At 34.4% G+C, this 20,941-nt stretch carries 21 protein-coding genes; 2 read left to right on the forward strand and 19 right to left on the reverse strand.

Annotated features, from left to right (window positions below; translation table 11 throughout):
• Window positions 1-10: 10 nt before the first annotated feature.
• A complete protein-coding gene (cas7b, locus tag EB239_RS01385; protein WP_003871405.1) occupies window positions 11-922 on the reverse strand; it encodes a type I-B CRISPR-associated protein Cas7/Csh2 in 912 nt (303 codons plus the stop codon).
• A gap of 196 nt (window positions 923-1,118) precedes the next feature.
• Between cas7b and EB239_RS01390 the strand changes: the two genes are divergently transcribed.
• Window positions 1,119-2,396: a transposase gene (locus tag EB239_RS01390; RefSeq protein WP_003869920.1), complete on the forward strand. Its 1,278-nt coding sequence runs from the start codon at window positions 1,119-1,121 to the stop codon at window positions 2,394-2,396.
• A gap of 201 nt (window positions 2,397-2,597) precedes the next feature.
• On the opposite strand, the gene EB239_RS01395 is transcribed toward EB239_RS01390, so the two are convergent.
• The 14 genes from EB239_RS01395 to tyrS all read right to left on the reverse strand — a co-directional run bounded on the left by EB239_RS01395 (window position 2,598) and on the right by tyrS (window position 17,330).
• Window positions 2,598-4,340 (reverse strand): TIGR02556 family CRISPR-associated protein, encoded by a 1,743-nt coding sequence (locus EB239_RS01395; protein WP_003871428.1) that lies wholly within the window; start codon window positions 4,338-4,340, stop codon window positions 2,598-2,600.
• Between the two features lie 19 nt (window positions 4,341-4,359).
• Entirely contained in the window at window positions 4,360-5,115 is a 756-nt protein-coding gene (gene cas6 / locus EB239_RS01400; protein WP_003871429.1) for a CRISPR-associated endoribonuclease Cas6, read from the reverse strand.
• A 188-nt stretch (window positions 5,116-5,303) separates the two neighbouring features.
• Window positions 5,304-5,717: a Fe-S cluster assembly sulfur transfer protein SufU gene (sufU, locus tag EB239_RS01405; protein ID WP_003871430.1), complete on the reverse strand. Its 414-nt coding sequence runs from the start codon at window positions 5,715-5,717 to the stop codon at window positions 5,304-5,306.
• The gene (locus EB239_RS01410; protein WP_003871431.1) at window positions 5,714-6,943 is read right to left on the reverse strand and encodes a cysteine desulfurase; all 1,230 of its coding nucleotides are present in this window, start codon (window positions 6,941-6,943) and stop codon (window positions 5,714-5,716) included. The genes sufU and EB239_RS01410 overlap by 4 nt, the downstream gene beginning before the upstream one ends.
• Complete coding sequence (gene sufD, locus EB239_RS01415; RefSeq protein ID WP_003871432.1) at window positions 6,940-7,989, reverse strand: Fe-S cluster assembly protein SufD; 1,050 nt, start codon at window positions 7,987-7,989, stop codon at window positions 6,940-6,942. The genes EB239_RS01410 and sufD overlap by 4 nt, the downstream gene beginning before the upstream one ends.
• Before the next feature lie 10 nt (window positions 7,990-7,999).
• Window positions 8,000-9,403, reverse strand: coding sequence for a Fe-S cluster assembly protein SufB (gene sufB / locus EB239_RS01420; RefSeq protein ID WP_003871433.1), 1,404 nt, complete (start codon window positions 9,401-9,403; stop codon window positions 8,000-8,002).
• Window positions 9,404-9,422: 19 nt separating this feature from the next.
• Window positions 9,423-10,169: a Fe-S cluster assembly ATPase SufC gene (sufC, locus tag EB239_RS01425; RefSeq protein WP_003871434.1), complete on the reverse strand. Its 747-nt coding sequence runs from the start codon at window positions 10,167-10,169 to the stop codon at window positions 9,423-9,425.
• Window positions 10,170-10,400: 231 nt separating this feature from the next.
• Entirely contained in the window at window positions 10,401-11,813 is a 1,413-nt protein-coding gene (ltrA, locus tag EB239_RS01430) for a group II intron reverse transcriptase/maturase (RefSeq protein WP_129545076.1), read from the reverse strand.
• A gap of 455 nt (window positions 11,814-12,268) precedes the next feature.
• On the reverse strand, window positions 12,269-12,553 hold the full coding sequence (locus EB239_RS01440; protein ID WP_003868733.1) for a co-chaperone GroES: 285 nt from the start codon (window positions 12,551-12,553) through the stop codon (window positions 12,269-12,271).
• A 91-nt stretch (window positions 12,554-12,644) separates the two neighbouring features.
• Window positions 12,645-13,229, reverse strand: a complete 585-nt coding sequence (locus EB239_RS01445; RefSeq protein WP_003870761.1) for a glutaredoxin domain-containing protein — start codon at window positions 13,227-13,229, stop codon at window positions 12,645-12,647.
• Window positions 13,230-13,815: 586 nt separating this feature from the next.
• Window positions 13,816-14,814, reverse strand: a complete 999-nt coding sequence (locus tag EB239_RS01455; protein WP_003870760.1) for an SPL family radical SAM protein — start codon at window positions 14,812-14,814, stop codon at window positions 13,816-13,818.
• Window positions 14,786-15,604 (reverse strand): 5'-methylthioadenosine/S-adenosylhomocysteine nucleosidase family protein, encoded by an 819-nt coding sequence (locus tag EB239_RS01460; protein ID WP_042835556.1) that lies wholly within the window; start codon window positions 15,602-15,604, stop codon window positions 14,786-14,788. The genes EB239_RS01455 and EB239_RS01460 overlap by 29 nt, the downstream gene beginning before the upstream one ends.
• A gap of 62 nt (window positions 15,605-15,666) precedes the next feature.
• Window positions 15,667-16,095, reverse strand: a complete 429-nt coding sequence (locus EB239_RS01465; RefSeq protein ID WP_003870758.1) for a coiled-coil domain-containing protein — start codon at window positions 16,093-16,095, stop codon at window positions 15,667-15,669.
• 14 nt (window positions 16,096-16,109) lie between these two features.
• Entirely contained in the window at window positions 16,110-17,330 is a 1,221-nt protein-coding gene (gene tyrS, locus EB239_RS01470; RefSeq protein ID WP_003870757.1) for a tyrosine--tRNA ligase, read from the reverse strand.
• A gap of 128 nt (window positions 17,331-17,458) precedes the next feature.
• On the opposite strand from tyrS, the gene EB239_RS01475 reads away from it, so the two are divergent.
• The gene (locus EB239_RS01475) at window positions 17,459-17,860 is read left to right on the forward strand and encodes a 23S rRNA (pseudouridine(1915)-N(3))-methyltransferase RlmH (protein WP_003870756.1); all 402 of its coding nucleotides are present in this window, start codon (window positions 17,459-17,461) and stop codon (window positions 17,858-17,860) included.
• On the opposite strand, the gene rlmH is transcribed toward EB239_RS01475, so the two are convergent.
• The 4 genes from rlmH to EB239_RS01495 all read right to left on the reverse strand — a co-directional run bounded on the left by rlmH (window position 17,851) and on the right by EB239_RS01495 (window position 20,937).
• Window positions 17,851-18,318: a 23S rRNA (pseudouridine(1915)-N(3))-methyltransferase RlmH gene (rlmH, locus tag EB239_RS01480; protein ID WP_003870755.1), complete on the reverse strand. Its 468-nt coding sequence runs from the start codon at window positions 18,316-18,318 to the stop codon at window positions 17,851-17,853. The genes EB239_RS01475 and rlmH overlap by 10 nt on opposite strands.
• A gap of 17 nt (window positions 18,319-18,335) precedes the next feature.
• Window positions 18,336-18,503, reverse strand: a complete 168-nt coding sequence (locus EB239_RS01485; RefSeq protein ID WP_003870754.1) for a CxxH/CxxC protein — start codon at window positions 18,501-18,503, stop codon at window positions 18,336-18,338.
• Between the two features lie 10 nt (window positions 18,504-18,513).
• The gene (locus tag EB239_RS01490; RefSeq protein WP_003870753.1) at window positions 18,514-19,617 is read right to left on the reverse strand and encodes a S1C family serine protease; all 1,104 of its coding nucleotides are present in this window, start codon (window positions 19,615-19,617) and stop codon (window positions 18,514-18,516) included.
• A 66-nt stretch (window positions 19,618-19,683) separates the two neighbouring features.
• Window positions 19,684-20,937, reverse strand: a complete 1,254-nt coding sequence (locus EB239_RS01495; RefSeq protein ID WP_003870752.1) for a UDP-N-acetylglucosamine 1-carboxyvinyltransferase — start codon at window positions 20,935-20,937, stop codon at window positions 19,684-19,686.
• Between the last annotated feature and the right edge of the window lie 4 nt (window positions 20,938-20,941).

Raw genomic sequence — 20,941 nt, forward strand, 5'->3', positions numbered from 1 at the left:
CTATATCCCCTTAATATTGGAGTTTTTGAATGTTTAATCCTTCCAAAGCTTTCTCTAATGTACATTCTTCTCCATTACATGTAAATGTAACTCTATAATCGTAAATGTATTTTATCAATTTTATTTTCTCTTGGTTTTGTTTTAGCACTGCCACAAGTTCTGTTATATCGAGTTTGCCATCTTGTATATCTCTTATTTCTTCGTCTTCCATCTCATGCACAAATTTTATGCGTTTTTCAAGCTCACCTATTTGATAGTTGTTCTCTTGGTATACCACTTCTATTAATAATCTTGGCATATGTCCCATTTTTGAACCTGACATTAAATTTTTGGTACCATTCCACATTCCTTCTAACATCAAATCAACATCTTCAACTGTCAAAGGTATATTCTGATTTATTGCAGCATTTTCATTAACAATCCCATAAAAAGCAATTAATGAGTAGGGTAATATGTATTTTTCTGTAAATGTTCCTTGCCCTCTACCCTCTCCAGATGGCATAACTGTTGTACCTTTTATATACATTAAATCTACCTTATGAAGAGATTTGCCATATTTGAATTGTACTGGGCCAGTGAGGGTCATTACTTTGTCTTTTACTGCAGTTGTTGCTCCAAATAGCCTTACATCAATGCACCTGGCAATTATATCTTCATCTTTACCAAAATCCCCTATCCTATCTTCTTTTGTCCTTAGTTTTCCATCCTCTTTTCTTGTTTCAATTATAAACACTTCTTTGCCTTTGTAATAAGCAAGATAATCCCTTATCGTCCTTTTAAGTCTTACATCTGTCACTATGTTTATTCCCGTTTCTTCATCTATACGCGGCTTGTTTTCATCCACCGGGTCGCCATTAGGATTTGCAAAGCTCACATCATAGAGAAATAAAATCTCTGCACGATTTTTAATAACATTTTCCATTTATTTTTCCTCCCCTTCTTTTTTATAAATAATAGACTTGTGCAAAATTCAGAAGCCTTAATTTAAGCCATTCTACAGACATACTTTTTTCCTATCACTCTTGAATTTTTTATCTTTTATGTAGGATTTCCCCTCCCATTTGTCGAATTATTATATATACACTATAAAAAATTTTTTAAGAAGGAGGAAATTCTACATGTACCAGCTTCAATTGCTTTTAAATATACCTGAACTCTTTACCTCTCAGTCTAAAATTGATTTCTATTCTTCTATGTTTGAAAATCTTGACCTGTCTTCAATACCTGAATTCCCTTCCTCTAGTCCTGGCCGTAAGGGTTATTCTCACCATGCACTTTTTAGAGCTTTTATTGTCATGAAAGCTGAAAGATTCGGCACAATTTCTGACCTTTTAGATTATCTCCGCAATAATCTTATCATTGCTCATCTTTGTGGCTTCGACATTTCTAAACCTCTTCCTTCTTATTGGACTTTTCGCCGTTTTATTAATGACTTCTCTCATGATTATTTGACCTCTATTTTTCAAAATCAGGTCAATATCCTCAAAAATATGGGTATTATCTCCGGTGAGTTTATTTCCATGGATTCTACCCCTATTAAAGCTAACACTAAGTTAAATAACCCTAAGTCTTTTTCTAAAAATAAATTCTCTAAAGATAATCAGCCTAAGTCAGATAAGGATTGTAAATTAGGCGTTTATTCTGCTTCTAACGATTCTTCTAATAAACGCTATAAGTTTTATTGGGGCTATAAAAATCACATTATTGTTGATGCTATCTCTGGTTTACCCATCGCTGAAACTACTACCCCCGCTGATGCCCCTGATTTTGAAGCCGCTTTATCTTTGCTTGAGAAGACTAATAAGTGGTTTAACCTTAAGTATGTTAATTTTATTGCCGATAAGGGGTATGATGTTAAGAGAGTTTATAATTTTGTTAGAGATACTCTCCATGGTCATTGTTTTATTCCTCTTAACAAGCGTAATTCTAAAAATCCCCCACTGACTGATGATGGTTATATGGTTTGTGAAGCAGGTATTAAAATGCTCAAAGATGGCAAGCAATATTTTGATGGTTTTATTAAGCAAAAATTTGTTTGCAAGTTCTGTAATTCTAAAGATGACTCTGCCTGCCCTATTCAGCATCCTAAATATTTTAATGGCAAAAAGCATAGAGGCTGTACTAAGTATGCTATTATATCTTCTGATTATAGGTCCTCTATTAATAGAGACTCCCTATATTTTAAGGCTGTCTATAAATTGAGGATTGAATCAGAAAGATATAATTCCCGCTTTAAAGCTCTAGATTTTGAAAAAGCTTATGTTAGAAATATTAATTCTGTCAGCAACCTTAATACTTTTGGCCATATTACTTTGCTTACTGTCGCTATTGTAGCTATTAAACTGGGTAAATTTGATGAGTTTAGATCTCTTGTTGCTTTGATGCAATCGGCCTAATTTTTATTGAATCTATTTCATGCCATTTTTTAACATTTGACTTCTACAGGATATTTATGCCCTTTTTTAGCTCCTCTTTTTGTCTTTTCTTTTCCCTTACCACTTCCTTTATGTTTGATTGTCAGTGTTGATTACTATATATTGTATGTAATACATATTTTGGTTTTTGATTATGATTATTTTAATTAATTTTGCACATCCCTAATAAATAATACTTGTCAATTCATCAGCTAAATTAATACCACAAGCAAAGTAAAAATTTATTTCGTCAACAGACATATTCCAATTATCTCCCGCTAAGAGAAGATAATCAGAAGCTTCTTTCGCTAAGAGTCTTTTACCTTTGTCAAAAGAATCGTATTCTTCAAGTTTATTTTGCACTTTAGGAAGAAGACCTTTTATGTCTTTTTCATCCATTTTTAATCCTTTTAAATTTTTCATGAAAGGCTTAGCTTCTCTATCTGAGTACTGTTTTCTCAATAAAAGTTCTGTTAAAGCCCCTAAAAGAACAAGTCCTCTTTTTAAAGGCATTTCAAAAGTAGGACCATATTTGGCAAAAAAGCTATCAAATATTCTTTCCTCCATTGGGATAACCTCCATTTTTATCAATTTCATTTTTTCAAGAAAAGCTATCGTCATTAACCCATCTGCAGTTGCAGCTTTATAATAACCATCCTTCACAAACTCTTCTCTTATTTTTTTCATTATAAGGTTGTATAAAAATCCCAAATCCACTGGCCTTCCTCTAAAAATCCTATCAGTTATATCGAGAAAATAACCGTCCAAATCATTATCCCTTTTATTTGAGTCAGATTTAGACATAAAGCTTCTTATATTTTTAAAAGTAAAACTATTTCCAAAAATTTCATCTACTTGTTCTTTCGCATTAAAAATTTCTCTCAAATGAGAAGGAAACACATCTTCTATTAAAAGCAATATCCTTTCTGCTGAATTTGATTTTCTTAAAAACAACAAATTGACAGTCATAGAATCTTCTGCATCAGCCAGGTAATCTAATATCTCATCTTCATCTCCAATAAATCTCTTTTTTACTTCTCTCTTAAGAGACAAAAGTCTTTCCGAACTCTCAAATATTTCTCGTACTTCTTTTCTTACAAATTCTTTTCCTATAATGAAATTAGGTATTAACTGATACTCCAAACCATAAAATCTGAAAGTAAGCTCATTTTCAAGGTATCTCTTTCCTTCTTCTAAAGCAAGTCTACATTCTGCACATACAGGATAGTTCTTCCATGATTCTTTTTCATTAAAGCCGCCTGCAATATATCCTGGTTTGTCAATTGTATAAAATTTATATGTATCAACTGTACCAAAAACAATATCTTTCTTTTGTCCGCAAATTGAACATACTTTATCTTCTGCATAAATTTCCTGATACTTTTGACTGTCTAATTGTAACATTAAATCTCTAAATACATTAAAATCACCAATATATTTGTACTCTCCATCTACATTAAATTTGAGTATAAGAGATAATCCTTCTTTTTTGGGAAAATCTCCTCGAATTTTCTCTGCTTCTTTGATAATTTCATCACTTTTTTCTTCTAATATGTCTTTTATTCTTTCAAGAAAAGCTCTATCTTTTTCATCGATTTTTATTGACTTGTCTTTTAGCACCTTATTAAACCAATTTTTTATTTTGCCATTAAATGTTTTTGGCACTTCTGTTATTTTTGCAGCAGGGGTATATCCAGGAGCATTACCACCTGTATCTGTAAAAATGTATCTACTTATTTTTGAATCGTCATACTCTTCAAGTCTAATTCCTTCATATTCAATCTCATCTTCTTTTACAATGAAATTTATAGCAATTATTTTAGAGTATCTACCATCCTGATTTGGATTTTCTATAAGTACGTCCAGCAAAGTTTTGTTTTGAGATTTTAACACCATCTCCCCTAACTCTTTTATTGCTGTTATCATCCTCTCTCCCTCCTTTCTTTCACCCAATTATCTCAAAACACCCAAATCCTTGGGAGTTTTTTGCACCCAAACCTGTATAGTAAGCAAGTTCTAATAATTCAGGACTGCTTTCTACGTCGTATATACCCATCCATCCCTTCACATAAACATTTTTGTATTTAATCATCTTTGAATATCTCCTATCTTCCTTTTCTGATAAGGGATAAAGCTTAAAATATGGATCTTTCGCTTTTATTTTGTATACTAATTCATACTTTTTAAGCAGATTATTAAGTAAAAGAGGAGAAAATTTTTCATCCCAAGGGGAATAATAATAAGTATACTTTATGTCACCATCCTTTAAAGTAGTATACATCACAACTGGAGAAATAAATTTTATCCTTGCTTTATTTTTAAAAACAGGAGGATTGTCTATATTGAGTGAATTCAAAATAAATTTTTGACCATTAAAATGGCAATACTCCTTTTTTAACGCATTTTTTGAAATATCAAATATAAATTCATCTAAAGGAGAGGCAACAGTAAATTTAAAAGGAGGTTTTATGCTTATTTTTTTCTGCCCTTTGGAATCTGTTAAAATCTTGAACTCCCCTTCAATTCTTGAAAAAGTAAATAATTTAAATTTTCTTTTTTCATATTGAAATCCTTCATCATGTAAAAAAGCTGCAAACTCACTGTCCCCCATGAGGTCATACAAAAAGCCTTGAACTATATAATTATAATGAATTGGCAATACTAAATTTTTTTCTCCCACAAATTCCAAAGTAATTCTCATAATAACACCTCATAAATTTATTCCAGTGAAGATATGGATATATTGGTTTTACGTGTATATAATTCTACATTAATTCCCATTTTTCCTTCTTAACTTTTAAAAAATTTTTAATGATTTTGTCTAAATTTATTTAATAAATAGTAAACCATAAAACAAAAAAGAAAAGCCCATTTTGAGCTTTTCTCTCTTTACAAAATTTCCTGAAGTGTCTTCCAAGCCAGTAAAGCACATTTTACACGGGCAGGAAAGTCAGATACTCCCTGCAATACCTGTGCATCCCCTAATTCATCTAAATTTACGTCTTTTTTGTGTATCATGTCTATAAATTCTTGAACAAGCCTTAAGGCCTCTTTTTTGTCTTTCCCTTTTATAAGGTCTATCATCATAGAGGTTGAAGCTTGGCTTATAGCACATCCATGACCTGTAAAAGATGCGTCTTCTATAATGTCACCATTCATTTTTAGATAAAGGGTAATGTCGTCACCGCAAAGAGGATTGTGCCCCCTTTCTTTGTGAGTAGCATCTTTAAGCTCTCTCCTATGAGGGGAGTTTTCATAGTGTTCCATTATAACTTCAGAATAAAGCTGATTTAAATCGCTCATTTAAACCACTTCCTGACTTTTTTTAGTCCTTCCACAAGGGCATCAATATCCTCAAAATCGTTGTAGAGATAAAAGCTTGCTCTTACAGTTGCAGGAACGCCTAAGTATCTCATTAAGGGCTGGCAACAGTGATGCCCACTTCTTACAGCAACTCCTTCTTCATCGAGAATTGTAGCAACATCGTGAGGATGAACTCCTTCTACATTGAAGGAAATTATTCCTCCTCTTTCCTTCGCGTCTTTGGGGCCATACAATTTTACAAAGTCTAATTCTTTCATTTTTTGAAGACCATACTCCAAAAGCTCGCCTTCGTGTTTATATATATTGGTAAGCCCAATTTTTTCTATATAATCTATGGCAGAAATAAGCACATACGCTCCCTCTATATTAGGAGTACCTGCTTCAAATTTAAGAGGGGAAGGTGCAAATGTGGAATAGTCCTCGTAAACCTCGTCTATCATTTCTCCTCCTCTTAAAAATGGCGGTACCTCTTTAAGTAAATCTTCTTTTATATATAAAACCCCAATCCCCATAGGTCCTAACATCTTGTGACCAGAGAAGGCAAAAAAGTCACAATCTATCTTTTGTACATCAACAGGCATATGAGGTACACTTTGTGCTCCATCTATTAATACTTTTGCCCCGTATTTGTGGGCAATATGTGTAATCTCCTCCACAGGATTTATTATTCCCAAAACATTCGACATGTGTTGCACAGCAACTAATTTTACTTTTTCAGACATTTTTTCTTTAAAGTCTTTCATAGAAAGCCTAAAATTTTCATCAAGATAGACATATTTAAGCTTTGCCCCTTTAGCTTCTGCTACCATCTGCCATGGGAGTATATTACTGTGGTGTTCAGCTATGGTAAGTAGTATTTCGTCTCCTTCGTTTATATGCTTCATACCCCAAGTGTAGGCTATAAAGTTTATAGACTCTGTTGTATTTCTTGTGAAAACTATAGACTCTTCTTTTTTGGCGTTTATAAATTTTTTTACCCTTTCTCTTGCCTCTTCATAGGCTTGTGTTGAAAGTACACTTAAATAATGGGGGCTTCTGTACACATTGGCATTTAGCTCTTCATAATATTTATCCATAGCCTTTATTACTTCAATTGGCTTTTGTGTTGTAGCGGCATTGTCAAGATATACAAGCCTTTTTCCATGGGGCTTAACACTCAATATAGGAAAGTCTTTTTTTATTCTTTCAATATCGATATTTTTCACTTTATAATCCTCCTTCCTATATGACCCTTTATGATGATTTCTCTTACAGGGTCATAAGGAATCAAGTCTATAACAGGATTTAATATGGCTTGAACCATTAAAAGCCTTGCCTCTTCTAAACTAAAGCCTCTGCTCATCACATAATAGAGTTTGTCTTCATCTATTTGCCCTGCACTGGCTGAGTGGTTTGCCTGTACATCATCTTCTCCGCAGTAAAGAGCAGGAATTGCAACGGATTTTACAGTTTTGTCTAATAAAAGTACTGTTTCATTTTCTTCAGCTTTTGCCTTTTTTGCACCTTTTTTAATGTCAATATTTCCTATAAAGGTAGCCTTTGCACTTCCTTTTAAGGCTCCTTTTAAGTCCACACTGCTGGTAGTTTTAGGAGCTTGGTGGTATACTTTATAAGCCATGTCATATTTTTGACTATCCACACCTAAAAAAATGGATTTGGAAGTAAAGGTACCTCCTACCTCATCAAGATATACCGCCACATCAAAAGCGCTTACTTTCGAGCCTATCACAACATTTGACCAGTTGACCATAGCATTTTTCCCTACAATTACAAGGTTATTGTCAAAGTCGTTGAATTCGTCTCCCAATCTTTGTATTTTTACTATATTTACAGTAGAACCTTCTTTTGCAATCACCTGCGTTATGCCATTGTGAAAGCCTTTTGTACCTGAATTATAGTCAAAAACGATTGTAACTTGCGAATTAGCTTCCGCTTCAATTATGTTATAATCAATCAATGTGTCATTTTGTTCATTTGTTATATAATCAATCACTATAGGTTTTTCAACATTACTGTTTTGAGAAATCTCAATGTGAAAACCTGCATTGTAAAAATCTTTTACCATATTTATAAATTTGCCTTCTATACCAAAAGCTTTATCCCTTAAAGCCAATATCTCTGTCGGCAATCCAGCTAATTTCTTTGTCTCTTTTATTTTTACTGTATCATGAGACAAATCTTTTATTACTGCTGAAGTGTATTCTTTATAAGAAGGCTGTTGTATTTCCTCCATACTAACTCTCTTACACATATTTTCACTCCTATCCTATTGCGCCTTCCAGCTCAAGTTTAATGAGCCTATTCATCTCCACTGCATATTCCAATGGCAAAGCTTTAGCTATAGGCTCAACAAAACCTCTTACAATCATAGCCCTTGCATCGTCTTCGCTTAAACCTCTGGACATGAGGTAAAATATCTGTTCATCGCTTATTCTTCCCACTTTCGCCTCATGACCAATGTCCACATTGTCATTTTCTATTTCTATTACTGGCATTGTGTCAGACCTTGAAATATCGTCCAACATCAAGCCTTCACACTGGACAGAAGCCTTTGCACCTTCCGCATTAGGTCCTATTTTGAGAAGTCCTCTATAGCTTGATATTCCACCATCTTTTGATATACTCTTTGCTAAAACCTTTGAAGAAGTATGAGGAGCTAAGTGTATCATTTTTGAACCTGTATCTAAATGCTGCCCTTTTGCAGCAAAAGTCACACCGGTGTATTCCGCCTTTGCTCCTTCTCCTTTTAATATAGAAGCAGGATAAAGCATTGTCTTGTGGCTTCCAAAAGAGCCGGATATCCACTCTATAATGCCATCTTTCTCAACAATTGCCCTTTTTGTATTTAGATTATAGGTATTTTTACTCCAGTTTTCTATAGTAGAATAAATTATGCGAGCCCCTTCATTTACAAAAAGTTCTACGCAACCTGCATGTAAGTTTGAAACAGAATACTGTGGTGCAGAACAGCCTTCTATAAAATGTACTTCACTGCCTTTGTCAGCAATTATGAGAGTGTGCTCAAACTGTCCGCTTCCTGGTGCATTCATTCTAAAATAAGCCTGAAGTGGAACCTCCACTTTGACCCCTTCTGGAACATAAACAAATGTGCCTCCGCTCCATATTGCAGCGTGAAGGGCTGCAAATTTGTGATCATAAGGCGTCACGTTTTTTGTCATAAAGTACTCTTTTATTATGTCAGGATATTTTTTTATTGCAGTGTCCATGTCCTCAAATATGACACCCTGTTGAGTAAGGCTTTCTTTAATATTGTGATATACAACTTCAGAGTCGTATTGAGCACCTACTCCCGCCAATGCTTTTCTTTCCGCCTCAGGAATCCCCAACCTTTCAAAAGTACGCCTTATCTCTTCTGGAACTTCATCCCACGACCTTTGCATTTTTGCACTTGGGCGTATATAGGCAATAATAGAATCTATGTCAAGTTGACTTAAATCAACACCCCATGTGGGCATAGGCATTTTTTGATATATCTCCAAGGCTTTTAATCGAAAATCCCTCATCCAGGAAGGTTCATTCTTTTGCTCAGATATTTCTAAAACAACTTCTTTAGAAAGTCCTTTACCTGTCTGATACTCATACTTTACGTTGTCTTTGACGTCGTATATGCTAAAATCTATTTCCTTTATATCTGGTTTTTTCATTATTTTCGCCTCCTATGGGTTACACGCCATTTCTCACAAAGTCATAACCCTTTTCTTCAAGAATCTTTGCAAGGTCCCTGTCACCACTTTTTACAATCTTTCCATCCATTAAAACAGATATTACATCTGGCTCAAGGTAATCCAATATCCTGTTGTAGTGGGTGACTATTAAGATAGACATCTCTTCAGTCTTTAGCTTTTTGACCGCTTCCGCGACAACTTTTAAGGCATCTATATCAAGACCAGAGTCAATTTCGTCAAGCATTACAAGTTTAGGCTTTAGAAAAGCCATCTGGAGTATCTCAGTTTTTTTCTTTTCCCCTCCAGAAAAACCTACATTTAAATACCTACTTCTGTACTCGGATTTCATGTCTAAAAGCTCTAATGTGTTTTTCATGTCTTTTGCAAATTGAAGCATCGACACATTTTGGCCTGTCACAATATTAACAGAGGTCCTTATAAAATTATCCACTGTTATTCCGGGTATTTCTTCAGGGTACTGAAAAGACAAAAAGATGCCCTTTTTTGCCCTTTCATTGACTTTTAGATTTGTTATATCTTCTCCTTCAAATAAAATCTGTCCTGAAGTCACTTTATATTTAGGATTCCCCATGATGGAATTGCACAATGTGCTTTTACCACCACCATTGGGTCCCATAATTGCATGTATTTCTCCTTTTTTTATTGTTAAATTAAGCCCTTTAAGGATATATTTGTCCTCAACTTCTACATGCAAATCCTTTATTTCTAACAATGTTTCTCTCATCTTTTACAACTCCTTTTTAATTCCGACTATTTTAATAGGAATACTCAAGCAATACTATTATACACCACCTAAACAACCAAATCAATAGAAAAAGACACAAAATTGATAATTATTTTCATTTAATAAACATATGTCAATAATTATCTATAAAAATCGAGTAGGAGCTGAATAATTATTTTATTCAGCGTCCTCTCACACCACCGTACGTACCGTTCGGTATACGGCGGTTCATTAGGAATTGTGTACAATTAGATATCTTTGGGATAAACTCTTATAACCTATGCTTTCAAAGTATTTATTTGTAAGAGTCTTATTTAGGATTGGGCTATTGGATATTCTCCAGTAGCCTTTCCTTGTATTGGCGTATTCCCAGGCTTTTTGTTCTTCTACTCCTAGTTTTACTAAGTTATCATGCTTCGTTTTTATCTTCTTCCATTGTTTCCATATACATGCCCTTAGTCTTCGCCTTATCCATTCGTCAAGGGTTTTCATTATGCTTTTCGCGTCTGCTAATCCAAAATAGTTGACCCATCCTGTTGTTATTTGATTTAGTCTTTTTATTCTGTTTTCCATGCTTATTCCCTTGTTCCGATTGGTTATTTCTCTTACTTTTTCCTTAAACCTTTTGATGGATTTTTCATGGATTCTTATTCTTACTTCGTTTTCTTTTGTATAGAATGAAAATCCAAGAAATTTTCTTCTCCATGGTCTATCTACAGCACTTTTTGCTTCGTTGACTTTTAGTTTTAATTTGCTTTCTATGAATTTCTTTATGCTCTTCATTACTCTGTTTCCTGCAGACCTGCTTTTTACATATATGTTGCAGTCATCTGCATATCGGCAGAATTTATGCCCTCGTTTCTCAAGTTCTTTGTCTAGTTCGTCCAACATTATGTTTGCTAATAGGGGACTTAATGGCCATCCTTGGGGTGTCCCTTCTTCTGTTGATACTTTGATTCCGTTTATCATTACTCCTGATTCTAGGTATCTTCGTATTAACTTTAGTACCCTTTTATCTCCTATCCGCTTTTCTAGTTTGGACATTATTATGTCGTGGTTTACTCTGTCAAAGAACTTTTCTAAGTCCATATCTACAACCCATGTGTATCCTTCATTTATGTATGCTTCTGCGGCTTTTATTGCGTCTTTTGCACTGCGTCCTGGTCTGAATCCATAACTGCTATCAGAAAATGTATGGTTGTAGACTCTATTTAGTATTTGGGCTATTGCTTGTTGTATTAGTCTGTCTAGTACTGTAGGTATTCCTAGTAGTCTTACTCCTCCATCTGGTTTGGGAATTTCTACTCTTCGCACTGGTTGTGGTTTGTATTTCCCCTCCAGCAGTTGTTGTTTTATGGTTGCCCAGTTTTCTTTGAGATACGGTAGAAGTTCATCTACTCCCATCCCATCGACTCCATGGCTTCCTTTATTTGCAACAACGCGCTTGTATGCTGCTTCCATGTTCCCTCGTTCTACTATCATTTCAAGCATCTTGCCGGTATATCTTTGTACCTCGTTTCTTCCATCTTCCGACGCCGATGATATACTATGCACTTCCGTTGTCTTTTGAAATTCCATTTCTCTATTCAACGGATAGCCTCTTTGTTGAGTTGTCTGCAGTCTCTGCATATCTTTCGAGTCCATAAGATTTCCAAAACCTCCTAACGTTCGGTCCTTCCTTATCTATTCATGTCTAGATAAGTACTATGACCTCTGCTGACTTCTCAAGGTTCAGCCATACATCACTGCATGGGTTGTCACTTCAGATTTTACTTCCATGACTTATCCTTGAGACCTCCCCGGGTAAGAACGATAACTTTCATCTCATATATCTGCCAGATTTACTGTATGGGATTCGGGTAGTGTTGGACTTCGTTTTGTTACGCAAACTCATCCATCCCAATTCAGCCTCTTATCTGGTTCTTGTTCATCAGACCGAGATTTTGCCTTAAGCTTCCTTCAGATTCCACCTCACGATGGACACCCTTGCTCTTGGCTAGTGGTTCCCACTACCAAGCCCACAGCGGACTTTCACCGCCTAGTTATCGCCCATGCCGGGCGCACATATAAGAAGTCGGGACTTCAATTTCCCCGACTTCTTATATTTCGTCAACTTCCACAAACTTAGCCAGTATGTCATCTACTGGAATTATGAGATATTCCTCTCCCTCGTGTTTTATCTTGGTACCTGAAAACTCTTTATATATAACCCTATCCCCTACAGCAAGCTCATCGGAGGCACCTGCTGCAAGAGCTTCAATTACTCCCTGATTTAATTTTTCTTCAGCAGTCTTGGGAATTATTACTCCGCCTATCTTTTTCTCTTCAGGCTCTTTTTCCAATTTAATAAGTGCATGGCCATTTATAGGTTGTATTTTTGTCATAACTCCTTCTCCTTTCTTTTATTATTTTTTACCGCTATTATTACATTATTTATTATACCTCACTTATAAGAAAAGGTACAAGAACAAAAACTTATTGTTCAGTAATTCCCAGCAATCTATTAAGCTTAGCTTTATCAAACCCTACTACAATTGTGCCATCAATATCCGTCTGAGGCACACCTCTTTGGCCGCTCCGCCTTACTAATTCTGCTGCCGCACTTGGATTTTTGCTCACGTCTATTTCTCTAAAAGGTATATTGTGTTGTCTTAAATATGCCTTTGTAGCATTGCACCAGGGGCAAGAGGGAGTGGTGTAAACAGTCACTCTGTGGGCCTTTTGACCTTTCCCATCAGAAGCTTTTGAAGGAGCGACAACTAAAAGTTTTTCATAATATTCTTTGCTTTGAAGTCCAAATACAAACTGCCAGGGCTCTTTATCCTTGAAAAGTATCACTGAAGGCACTACTTTGATTCCATATTGTGGATGAATATCTCTTATCTCAGAAGCATTTACTACATAAACGGGCACTTTAGGATTGTCTTCACTGAATTTCTTCATGACCTCTAAAGCTTCAAGACTCTTTTGTGAAGAATTAGAATAAAACATTAGCATAAAAAATTCTTCTTTATTTTTTACTTCTTCAAAGTGCTGAGTATCCTTTATAAACTCTAACATCAAATCACCTCTTTAAATATTTATGTTATCCAAAATCAAAAATTTATATAAGCAAAATTGCAATTCCTTTTTATTACAAACCGTTATAAACTACGGCTACCCCCCATAAGTATTGGGTCGCAATTTATATTATAAGGAAAACTATTTTAAAAATCAAGATATTTTTAACAATCCTCCTTATTGAATTAAGTAAGAGCCTCTCTGCTCTTAGAATGACAGATAAAAACTCCCCTTAGTTAGAGGGGAGTCAGTTTGTTGACAAAGTTAAAAAATATTCAAAGGAGATATTTTGCATCGTCGCTCCGATGTTCCAAAGCGACAAAACTAAAGCTCGACCTTCGGGCTCCGGCAGGGTACCTACGTCAGGTGGCATCCATGCCTTAAGGTGCCCGCCTCCGCCCTCCTTGGCTTCGGCCCTGCCTCCACCCTCGGTCTTGCTAAGTTTCCCGGCACTCAAGTAAGAAAGTTTATAAAGCAAAAATAGAAAAGACAAGCATACTTACTTGAGTGCCGGGCCGCTTTGTAACAAGTCGCTCCTTATGCAAAATATTTCCTTTACGAAAGTTTGTCTACAGTCTGACCCCCCTTAGTTAGAGGGGAGTTTGTTTAATACATACACTTTTTCCTTTTCAATATATTTTATTACTTCTCTATAAACAAATTCCTCAAAATATTCTGCCTCTTTATAGGTAAATATTCCATCTTTCAAAACCGTATCATAGCAAAATATTGGAGAATATTCTTTTAATTTTTCTATTTTTTTAGCTTGCTCCTTTACCATTCTAAAAGCTCCAATATTGACATCTTGTATACCTTCTTTAGGTATTTTTGAAAAAACATATTCCACAAAATTTTTATATATTTTTTCAAATCCTTCTATATACATCACTGGTTCAATAGAAATTCTAACTTTTAAACCCTTTGATATGGCCCTTTTTATGCTTTCTATTCTTTTACTGAGAGAAGGTGTTAGTTTTTCATATTTATCGATGACCGGTTGTGGCAACAATGTCCATGCGAAAATTACATTAGAAGGTATGTCGATAAATTCTACGGAAGAAAAATTGGCGCTTTTTGTTCGTATTTCTATTACAAGGTTTTTATTCCCTTTGGCATATTCAATCCACTGTTTAGTAAAGCCTGTAAGGTATTCTAAAGCAAGTAAATCCGTCTCATAGGATATGCTTAAATAGACCTTCTGGTCCTGTGTAAGTTTATCTATTTCTTTAAAATAGTCCTCAATATTCACAAAAATAACAAGATGTCCTGAAGGGTACATACCCTGTAAATAGCAATAATCACAATCATAAATACAATTGAATATATTTGATGTATGGTAAAAATTGATATTTCCAAAGTCTTCACAAAGCTTAGAACCTTTATATATAAAATCATATCTTTTTTGGGCCAATATAAGATTTTGCCTTTCTTTTTGTATAAGGTAGTTTTGATTAGGTCTATTGAAAACCTCACTATATCTGTCAATAAGCACTACTTTACTTTTAGGAAATTTCTTTAAAATATTTTGCGTTATAGGATTAGGAAGTACCTCCTTCTCAACGTAAATGTGAGAGAATTTTTTCAAAAGCCTTCTTCCTTTCTTCTTTATTATTTACCTGTACATCATAAAAGTTTTCTAAAAAATCTATACCTTCACTTTTTCTAACCTTATAATGTAGGCAAGCTTTATAAAAAATTTGCTTTTGACTTACCGTAAGTTTTAGCTTTTGTGAAAGAAAATTTATAATTTCTCTTTCATAAAAGGAAAATATTTCGCTAGTCTTAAAACTATTTTTCAATATTTTAATAAATTCATCTATTTCCTTTAACTTGTTTTTTATTAACTCATAAATTTTATCTTTAGACACATCCTCGAAATCTGTACTATCAGAGACAATTTTTAAAATATAAATTCTGTGGGTCTCAAAAAATTTAGAGGCTGCTTGATAAAAGCCGCTGGTTTCCATATCACAAAGTCTTGCTGTCATCAAACCTTTATCTTTTACTATATAGTTAAAAGTCTCTATATCGCTTTCTTCAAAAGGATGATTTACCAAGATATCAGGTATATAATTTTTCTGAGTTTCATTGTCTACAATTTTGTTAATAAGGTATATGTTCCCTATTTTTTCATCAATATCTTTCGAACCACATACACCAAGGTTTATTATAAAGCTTTGTGGATCCCACAAATATCGAGTTGCCGCATGAGAAACAGCTATACTGCTATTTATTTTGCCCACTCCTGTTACTACCAACGTTATTTCTTCATTTTTAAAAACTTGAAAATATCGATTTTCTACATCTTTTTTTAAGCCAAAATATTCAATTAGAGGTTTTGCCTCAATATATAAAGCGGTTGCGATAAAGACCATCTTAGCACCTCTTTCAAGAACATATAAAATTTGTGTCAAGAGAACTCTCTTGACACAAATTTTTATAACCCCACTTTTTCTAATAAAAGCCTCACATCTGCTTCTCTTTCTAATATATGGTTATTTAAAGCTTCAAATTTCTTGTCAATGCGCTTAAATTGAAAGTTTATCTCCGTAAGAGATTCAGTGTTTCTTGCCACTTGTTCAAAAGTACTTGTAACAATATTTTCAATTTTATCCACTTTTTGTTCGAGCCTATCTAACCTCTGTTCAAAAGTGTCCATCCTATGTTCAAAGTTATCCATTCTTTGCTCTAACTTATACATCCTTTGCTCAAAATTGTCCATTCTTTGTTCTAATTTGTCTATCCTTTTTTCAAACTCAGTAAATTTAACTTCTAACCTGTCAATGCGGTTTTCTAAATTCTCAAGCCCTGTGTCAATACTGTTAAGTCTTTCTAATACAAGGTTTAATAATTCTTCACTTGACACAAAAAGCTCCCCCTTTATTCTTTAATGACAAGCCTGTGATACTCTTTTTTGCCCTTTCTTATTAAAATGCTATTATCTTTTATCATATCATCTTTTATATATTCATCAATACTTTCAACTTTTTCATTGTTTATATACAGTCCACCTTGTTGAATGAGCCTTCTACCCTCACTCTTTGAAGGTATTATCTTTGCTTCAAAAAGCACATCTAAAATTTTTTTACCTAAAACATCAGAAGAGACAGTAACAGAAGGCACATTATCTAAATCTCCACCGCTTTCAAATAAAGCCTCTGCCGCCTTTTGGGCTTTTATAGCCTCTTCCTCTCCGTGTATAAGTTTCGTGACCTCATATGCCAATATTTTTTTCGCCTCGTTTATCTCTTTATCTTTTAATGCCCCTAATCTTCTCACTTCATCCATAGGCAAGAAAGTGAGAAGTGCCAGGGCCTTTTCCACGTCCGCATCAGCTATATTTCTCCAGTATTGATAGAATTCATAAGGAGAAGTCTTATTCGGGTCAAGCCACACTGCTCCCTTTTGTGTTTTTCCCATTTTCTTCCCTTCACTGGTTGTAAGTAAAGTAAATGTCATACCATAAGCCTGTTTACCTTCTTTTTTTCGTATAAGCTCTATGCCAGCAATAATATTAGACCATTGATCGTCTCCGCCCATTTGCATTACGCAATTGTATCTTCTGTTTAATTCAAGAAAATCATAAGCCTGCATCAGCATGTAGTTAAACTCTAAAAAGGAAAGGCCTCTTTCTAATCGGGACTTAAAGCATTCCGCTGTAAGCATTCTATTTACAGAAAAATGAACCCCTATATCTCTTAAAAATTCAATATAGTTTAAGTTTAAAAGCCAGTCAGCATTATTTGCCATGATGGCTTTGCCATTCGAAAAATCAATGAGTCTTTGCATCTGCTTTTTAAAAGCTTCAGCATTTCTATCTATTTCTTCTTTAGTCAACATCTTTCTCATATCAGTCCTGCCGCTTGGGTCTCCTACCATCGCTGTGCCACCGCCTATTAACACAATAGGCCTGTGGCCTGCTTTTTGCATGTGAGACATCACCATAATTTGAAGAAAATGTCCCACATGTAAGCTATCAGCAGTAGGATCAAAGCCTATGTAAAAAGTAATTTTTTCTTTTTCTAAAAGTTCTCGTATTTCCTCTTCATGAGTCATTTGCTGAATATATCCTCTTTCTTGCAAAACATCAAGTACAGACACGATAATACCTCCATCATCTTATTTTTGTATATTGTATCAAATGAAAAACATATTTTCAAATATTTTTGACAATATAATTTTATCACTTTATAATATTTACTATCAACAAATAAAAGAGAAGTGATTGTATGAATTACAAAGTCTATGCTACAGGTAATAAAATAGAAAAGTTTTATTCTGATGCAATAAAAGAATATCAAAAGAGGCTGAGCCGATTTTGCAATATCACTTTTTCAAGCTACAAAAATTCTCAAAAATTACCTTTTCAAGAAACGGATAAATATTACAAAATAGTAATATCACCTGCAGGTAAATCCTTGTCTTCAGAGGAATTGGCAGAAAAAATAAAAGAGTTTGAACTTACTGGAATAACAGATATATTAATAATCATAGGAAATGAAGAAATTCATTGTAATGAGACCATAAGCATAAGTAGCATGAAAATGAGTTTAGGTTTGACTTCTACTATTTTCTTTGAACAGTTATATAGGGCATATAAAATTTTAAACAATGAACCTTATCACAAGTGATTTTCTCCACTAAAAGCTAAATAAATCTGCTCTAAAAGTATAAGTCTCATAAGCTGGTGAGGAAAAGTCATTTTAGAAAAAGAAAGATTTAAATGGGATTGTTTCTTTATATTTTCCCACAATCCCAACGATCCACCTATTACAAAGGTCATTTCTCTATAACCAGATTGAAAAGTCGCCTTTATAAATTGGGAAAATTTATATGAGTCTATTTCTTTTCCTTCTATAGCAAGAGAAACAACAAAGCTTCCCTTTTTTATTTTAGAAAGAACTCTTTCTCCTTCTTTACGCAAAATCTCCTTTTTTTCTTTTTCACTTAAATTTTGAGGAGCTTTTTCTTCTTCTACTTCTTTAATTTCTATTTCACAATAAGGGCGCAATTTTTTTAAATAAAAAACTATTCCATCGCTTATATAGTTCTCCTTTATTTTTCCAACAGCTATTATATATATCTTCATTATTAAGTCCCTCATTTTTAAACTACAAGATATTTAGGTGGCTCATCGCAAAAATCACATTTATGAGGTACCAGCCAATCAGTAAAAGAAACTTCATCCAATTTGTAAATATCCGGTGGTTGTTCGTACACTTCGACAAATTCTTCAATGGCATCCTCTAAATGCTTTTCACACACAACAAACATAAAACCTCTCCTATTCTCCGAGAGTTATAGTAGTATATCCTGTCTTTCCCGATACGGTTTGGTACTTAACTTTTATTTTGTCACCTGGATTTTTTTCATAAATAATACATTTTAAACTTGTCATAGTATTTACAGGTCTTTCATCTATCTCCAAAATAATATAGCCTTTTTTAATGCCAGCTTTATAAGCAGGACCTTTAGGATCAATATCTGCCACATATATCCCCTCATATATATAAACATCTGCGGAAATGTAACTGGCAATTTCTTTATCATACGCAACTATGCCAATATAAGGTGCTTTAAATGTACCCGTTTCTATCACTTTCTTAAGTATAGGCTTTACAATATTTATAGGTATAGCAAAGCCCAATCCTTCAGCAGTTGTTACCTTCGCAGTATTTATTCCAATTGCATAGCCTTGAGAATCCACTAAAGGCCCTCCGCTATTCCCTGGATTTATAGAAGCATCTGTCTGTATCAAGTCTTCCATGATTCGCGGTTTTCCATCCTCAGTAATGGGAAGGCTTCTATTTAAAGCGCTTATTATTCCAGAAGTAACCGTCCTTTGAAACCTAAGACCTAAAGGATTTCCAATTGCTATTGCGGTTTGCCCTACCGATATCTTGTCAGAATCTCCCAAAGGTATAATTGGTAAATCTTTTGCATCAATTTTTAAGATAGAAAGGTCTAAAACAGGGTCAGTCCATAAAACTTTACCCGGAAGTATACTGCCATTACTTAAATATACCTTTATATTTTTGGATTTTTCATTAGCTACATGATTATTTGTTATAATATAGCCATTTGGATTAACAATAAAACCTGAACCTACACCTTCTACAGCTTTTTCTATAAAATAATACTCTCTTTGAAATTCTACAGTAGTAATTCCCACAACAGCAGGAGTATCCTTTTTTGCCACTACTTCCGCTATTGTAGGAGATTCTTTTGTTGGTATCACTACTTCTGTTTTTATTCCTGAAGAAGGAGGATAAGGTATAGGAATAACCTTACCCCATAAATATTTTGGTGCAATATATACAAATACTAAAGAGGTAACCAAAGAAACTATAATTGCAACAGCAAAAAAACTCTTCAATTGACGCTGCATAATATCACCTCACTAAATAGGATGAGATATTATGCAGCACATTATACTCAAAATTTTATAGCTTTTTTACTCTTTTACCCTTACTACATCAGCTCCTAGTTGTTGAAGCTTTACTTCCATCGCTTCATAACCTCTATCTATATGATAAACCTCCATAACCTCTGTCGTACCCTCAGCAGCAAGCCCTGCTATAACCATCGCTGCACCTGCTCTTAAGTCTGTCGCATAAAGAGGTGCACCTGTCAATTTCTCTACGCCTTCAATTATTGCAGTCCTTCCTTCTACTCTTACTTTCGCTCCCATTTTCTTTAACTCATTTAAATATTTAAATCTATTTTCATATATATTTTCAGTAATGACACTTATGCCATCAGCCAAAGCCAAAAGCACCGCAAAGGGCTGTTGCATATCTGTTGGAAAGCCAGGATAAGGTAAAGTTTTTATATCAACATGTTTTAAAGGTCCTTCTCTTCTTACTCTTATCACATCATCGTATTCTTCAACAATGACGCCCATTTCTGCAAGTTTTGCAACAATTGCTTCTAAGTGATTTGGAATTACTCCTTTTATATACACATCACCTTTAGTTGCGGCAGCTGCCACCATGTAAGTTCCTGCTTCTATTTGGTCAGGAATAATAGTATAGTGACATCCGTGAAGCTTGTCTACGCCTGTTATCTTAATAGTATCTGTACCAGCACCTTTGATATTCGCTCCCATGGCATTTAAAAAGTTTGCTACATCAACTACATGGGGCTCTTTTGCACAGTTTTCTAATATCGTTACCCCTTCAGCTTTAACTGCTGCCAACATCAAATTTATAGTAGCACCTACACTCGCCACATCAAAATATATATGATTCCCTACTAATTTATCAGCTTTAATCCTTATAAGTCCATGTTCTATAGTAGTCTCCGCGCCTAAAGCTTCAAACCCTTTAATATGCTGATCAATAGGTCTTACACCAATATTGCACCCACCTGGCATAGCTATTACTGCCTCATTAAATCTACTTAAAAGTGCACCTATAAGATAATAAGAAGCCCTCATCTGGCTTGCTAAATCTCGAGGGGGGTAAAAGGAATTAAGCCCTTCAGGGGCAATTACTACTTCGTGTTTTTTCTTTTCTACTTTTCCTCCCAGATGGCGTATCATCTGGACTAATAATTCTATATCTTTTATATCAGGCAAATTATCTATCACACTCGGAGTATCAGCCAATAGGGCTGCGGGAAGGATTGCAACAGCAGAGTTTTTAGCGCCACTTATCTGTATACTTCCTTTAAGGGGCTTTCCTCCTTTTATTATAAACTTTTCCATTCTT

This window comes from Thermoanaerobacter ethanolicus JW 200, from assembly GCF_003722315.1.
Taxonomy (GTDB): domain Bacteria; phylum Bacillota; class Thermoanaerobacteria; order Thermoanaerobacterales; family Thermoanaerobacteraceae; genus Thermoanaerobacter; species Thermoanaerobacter ethanolicus.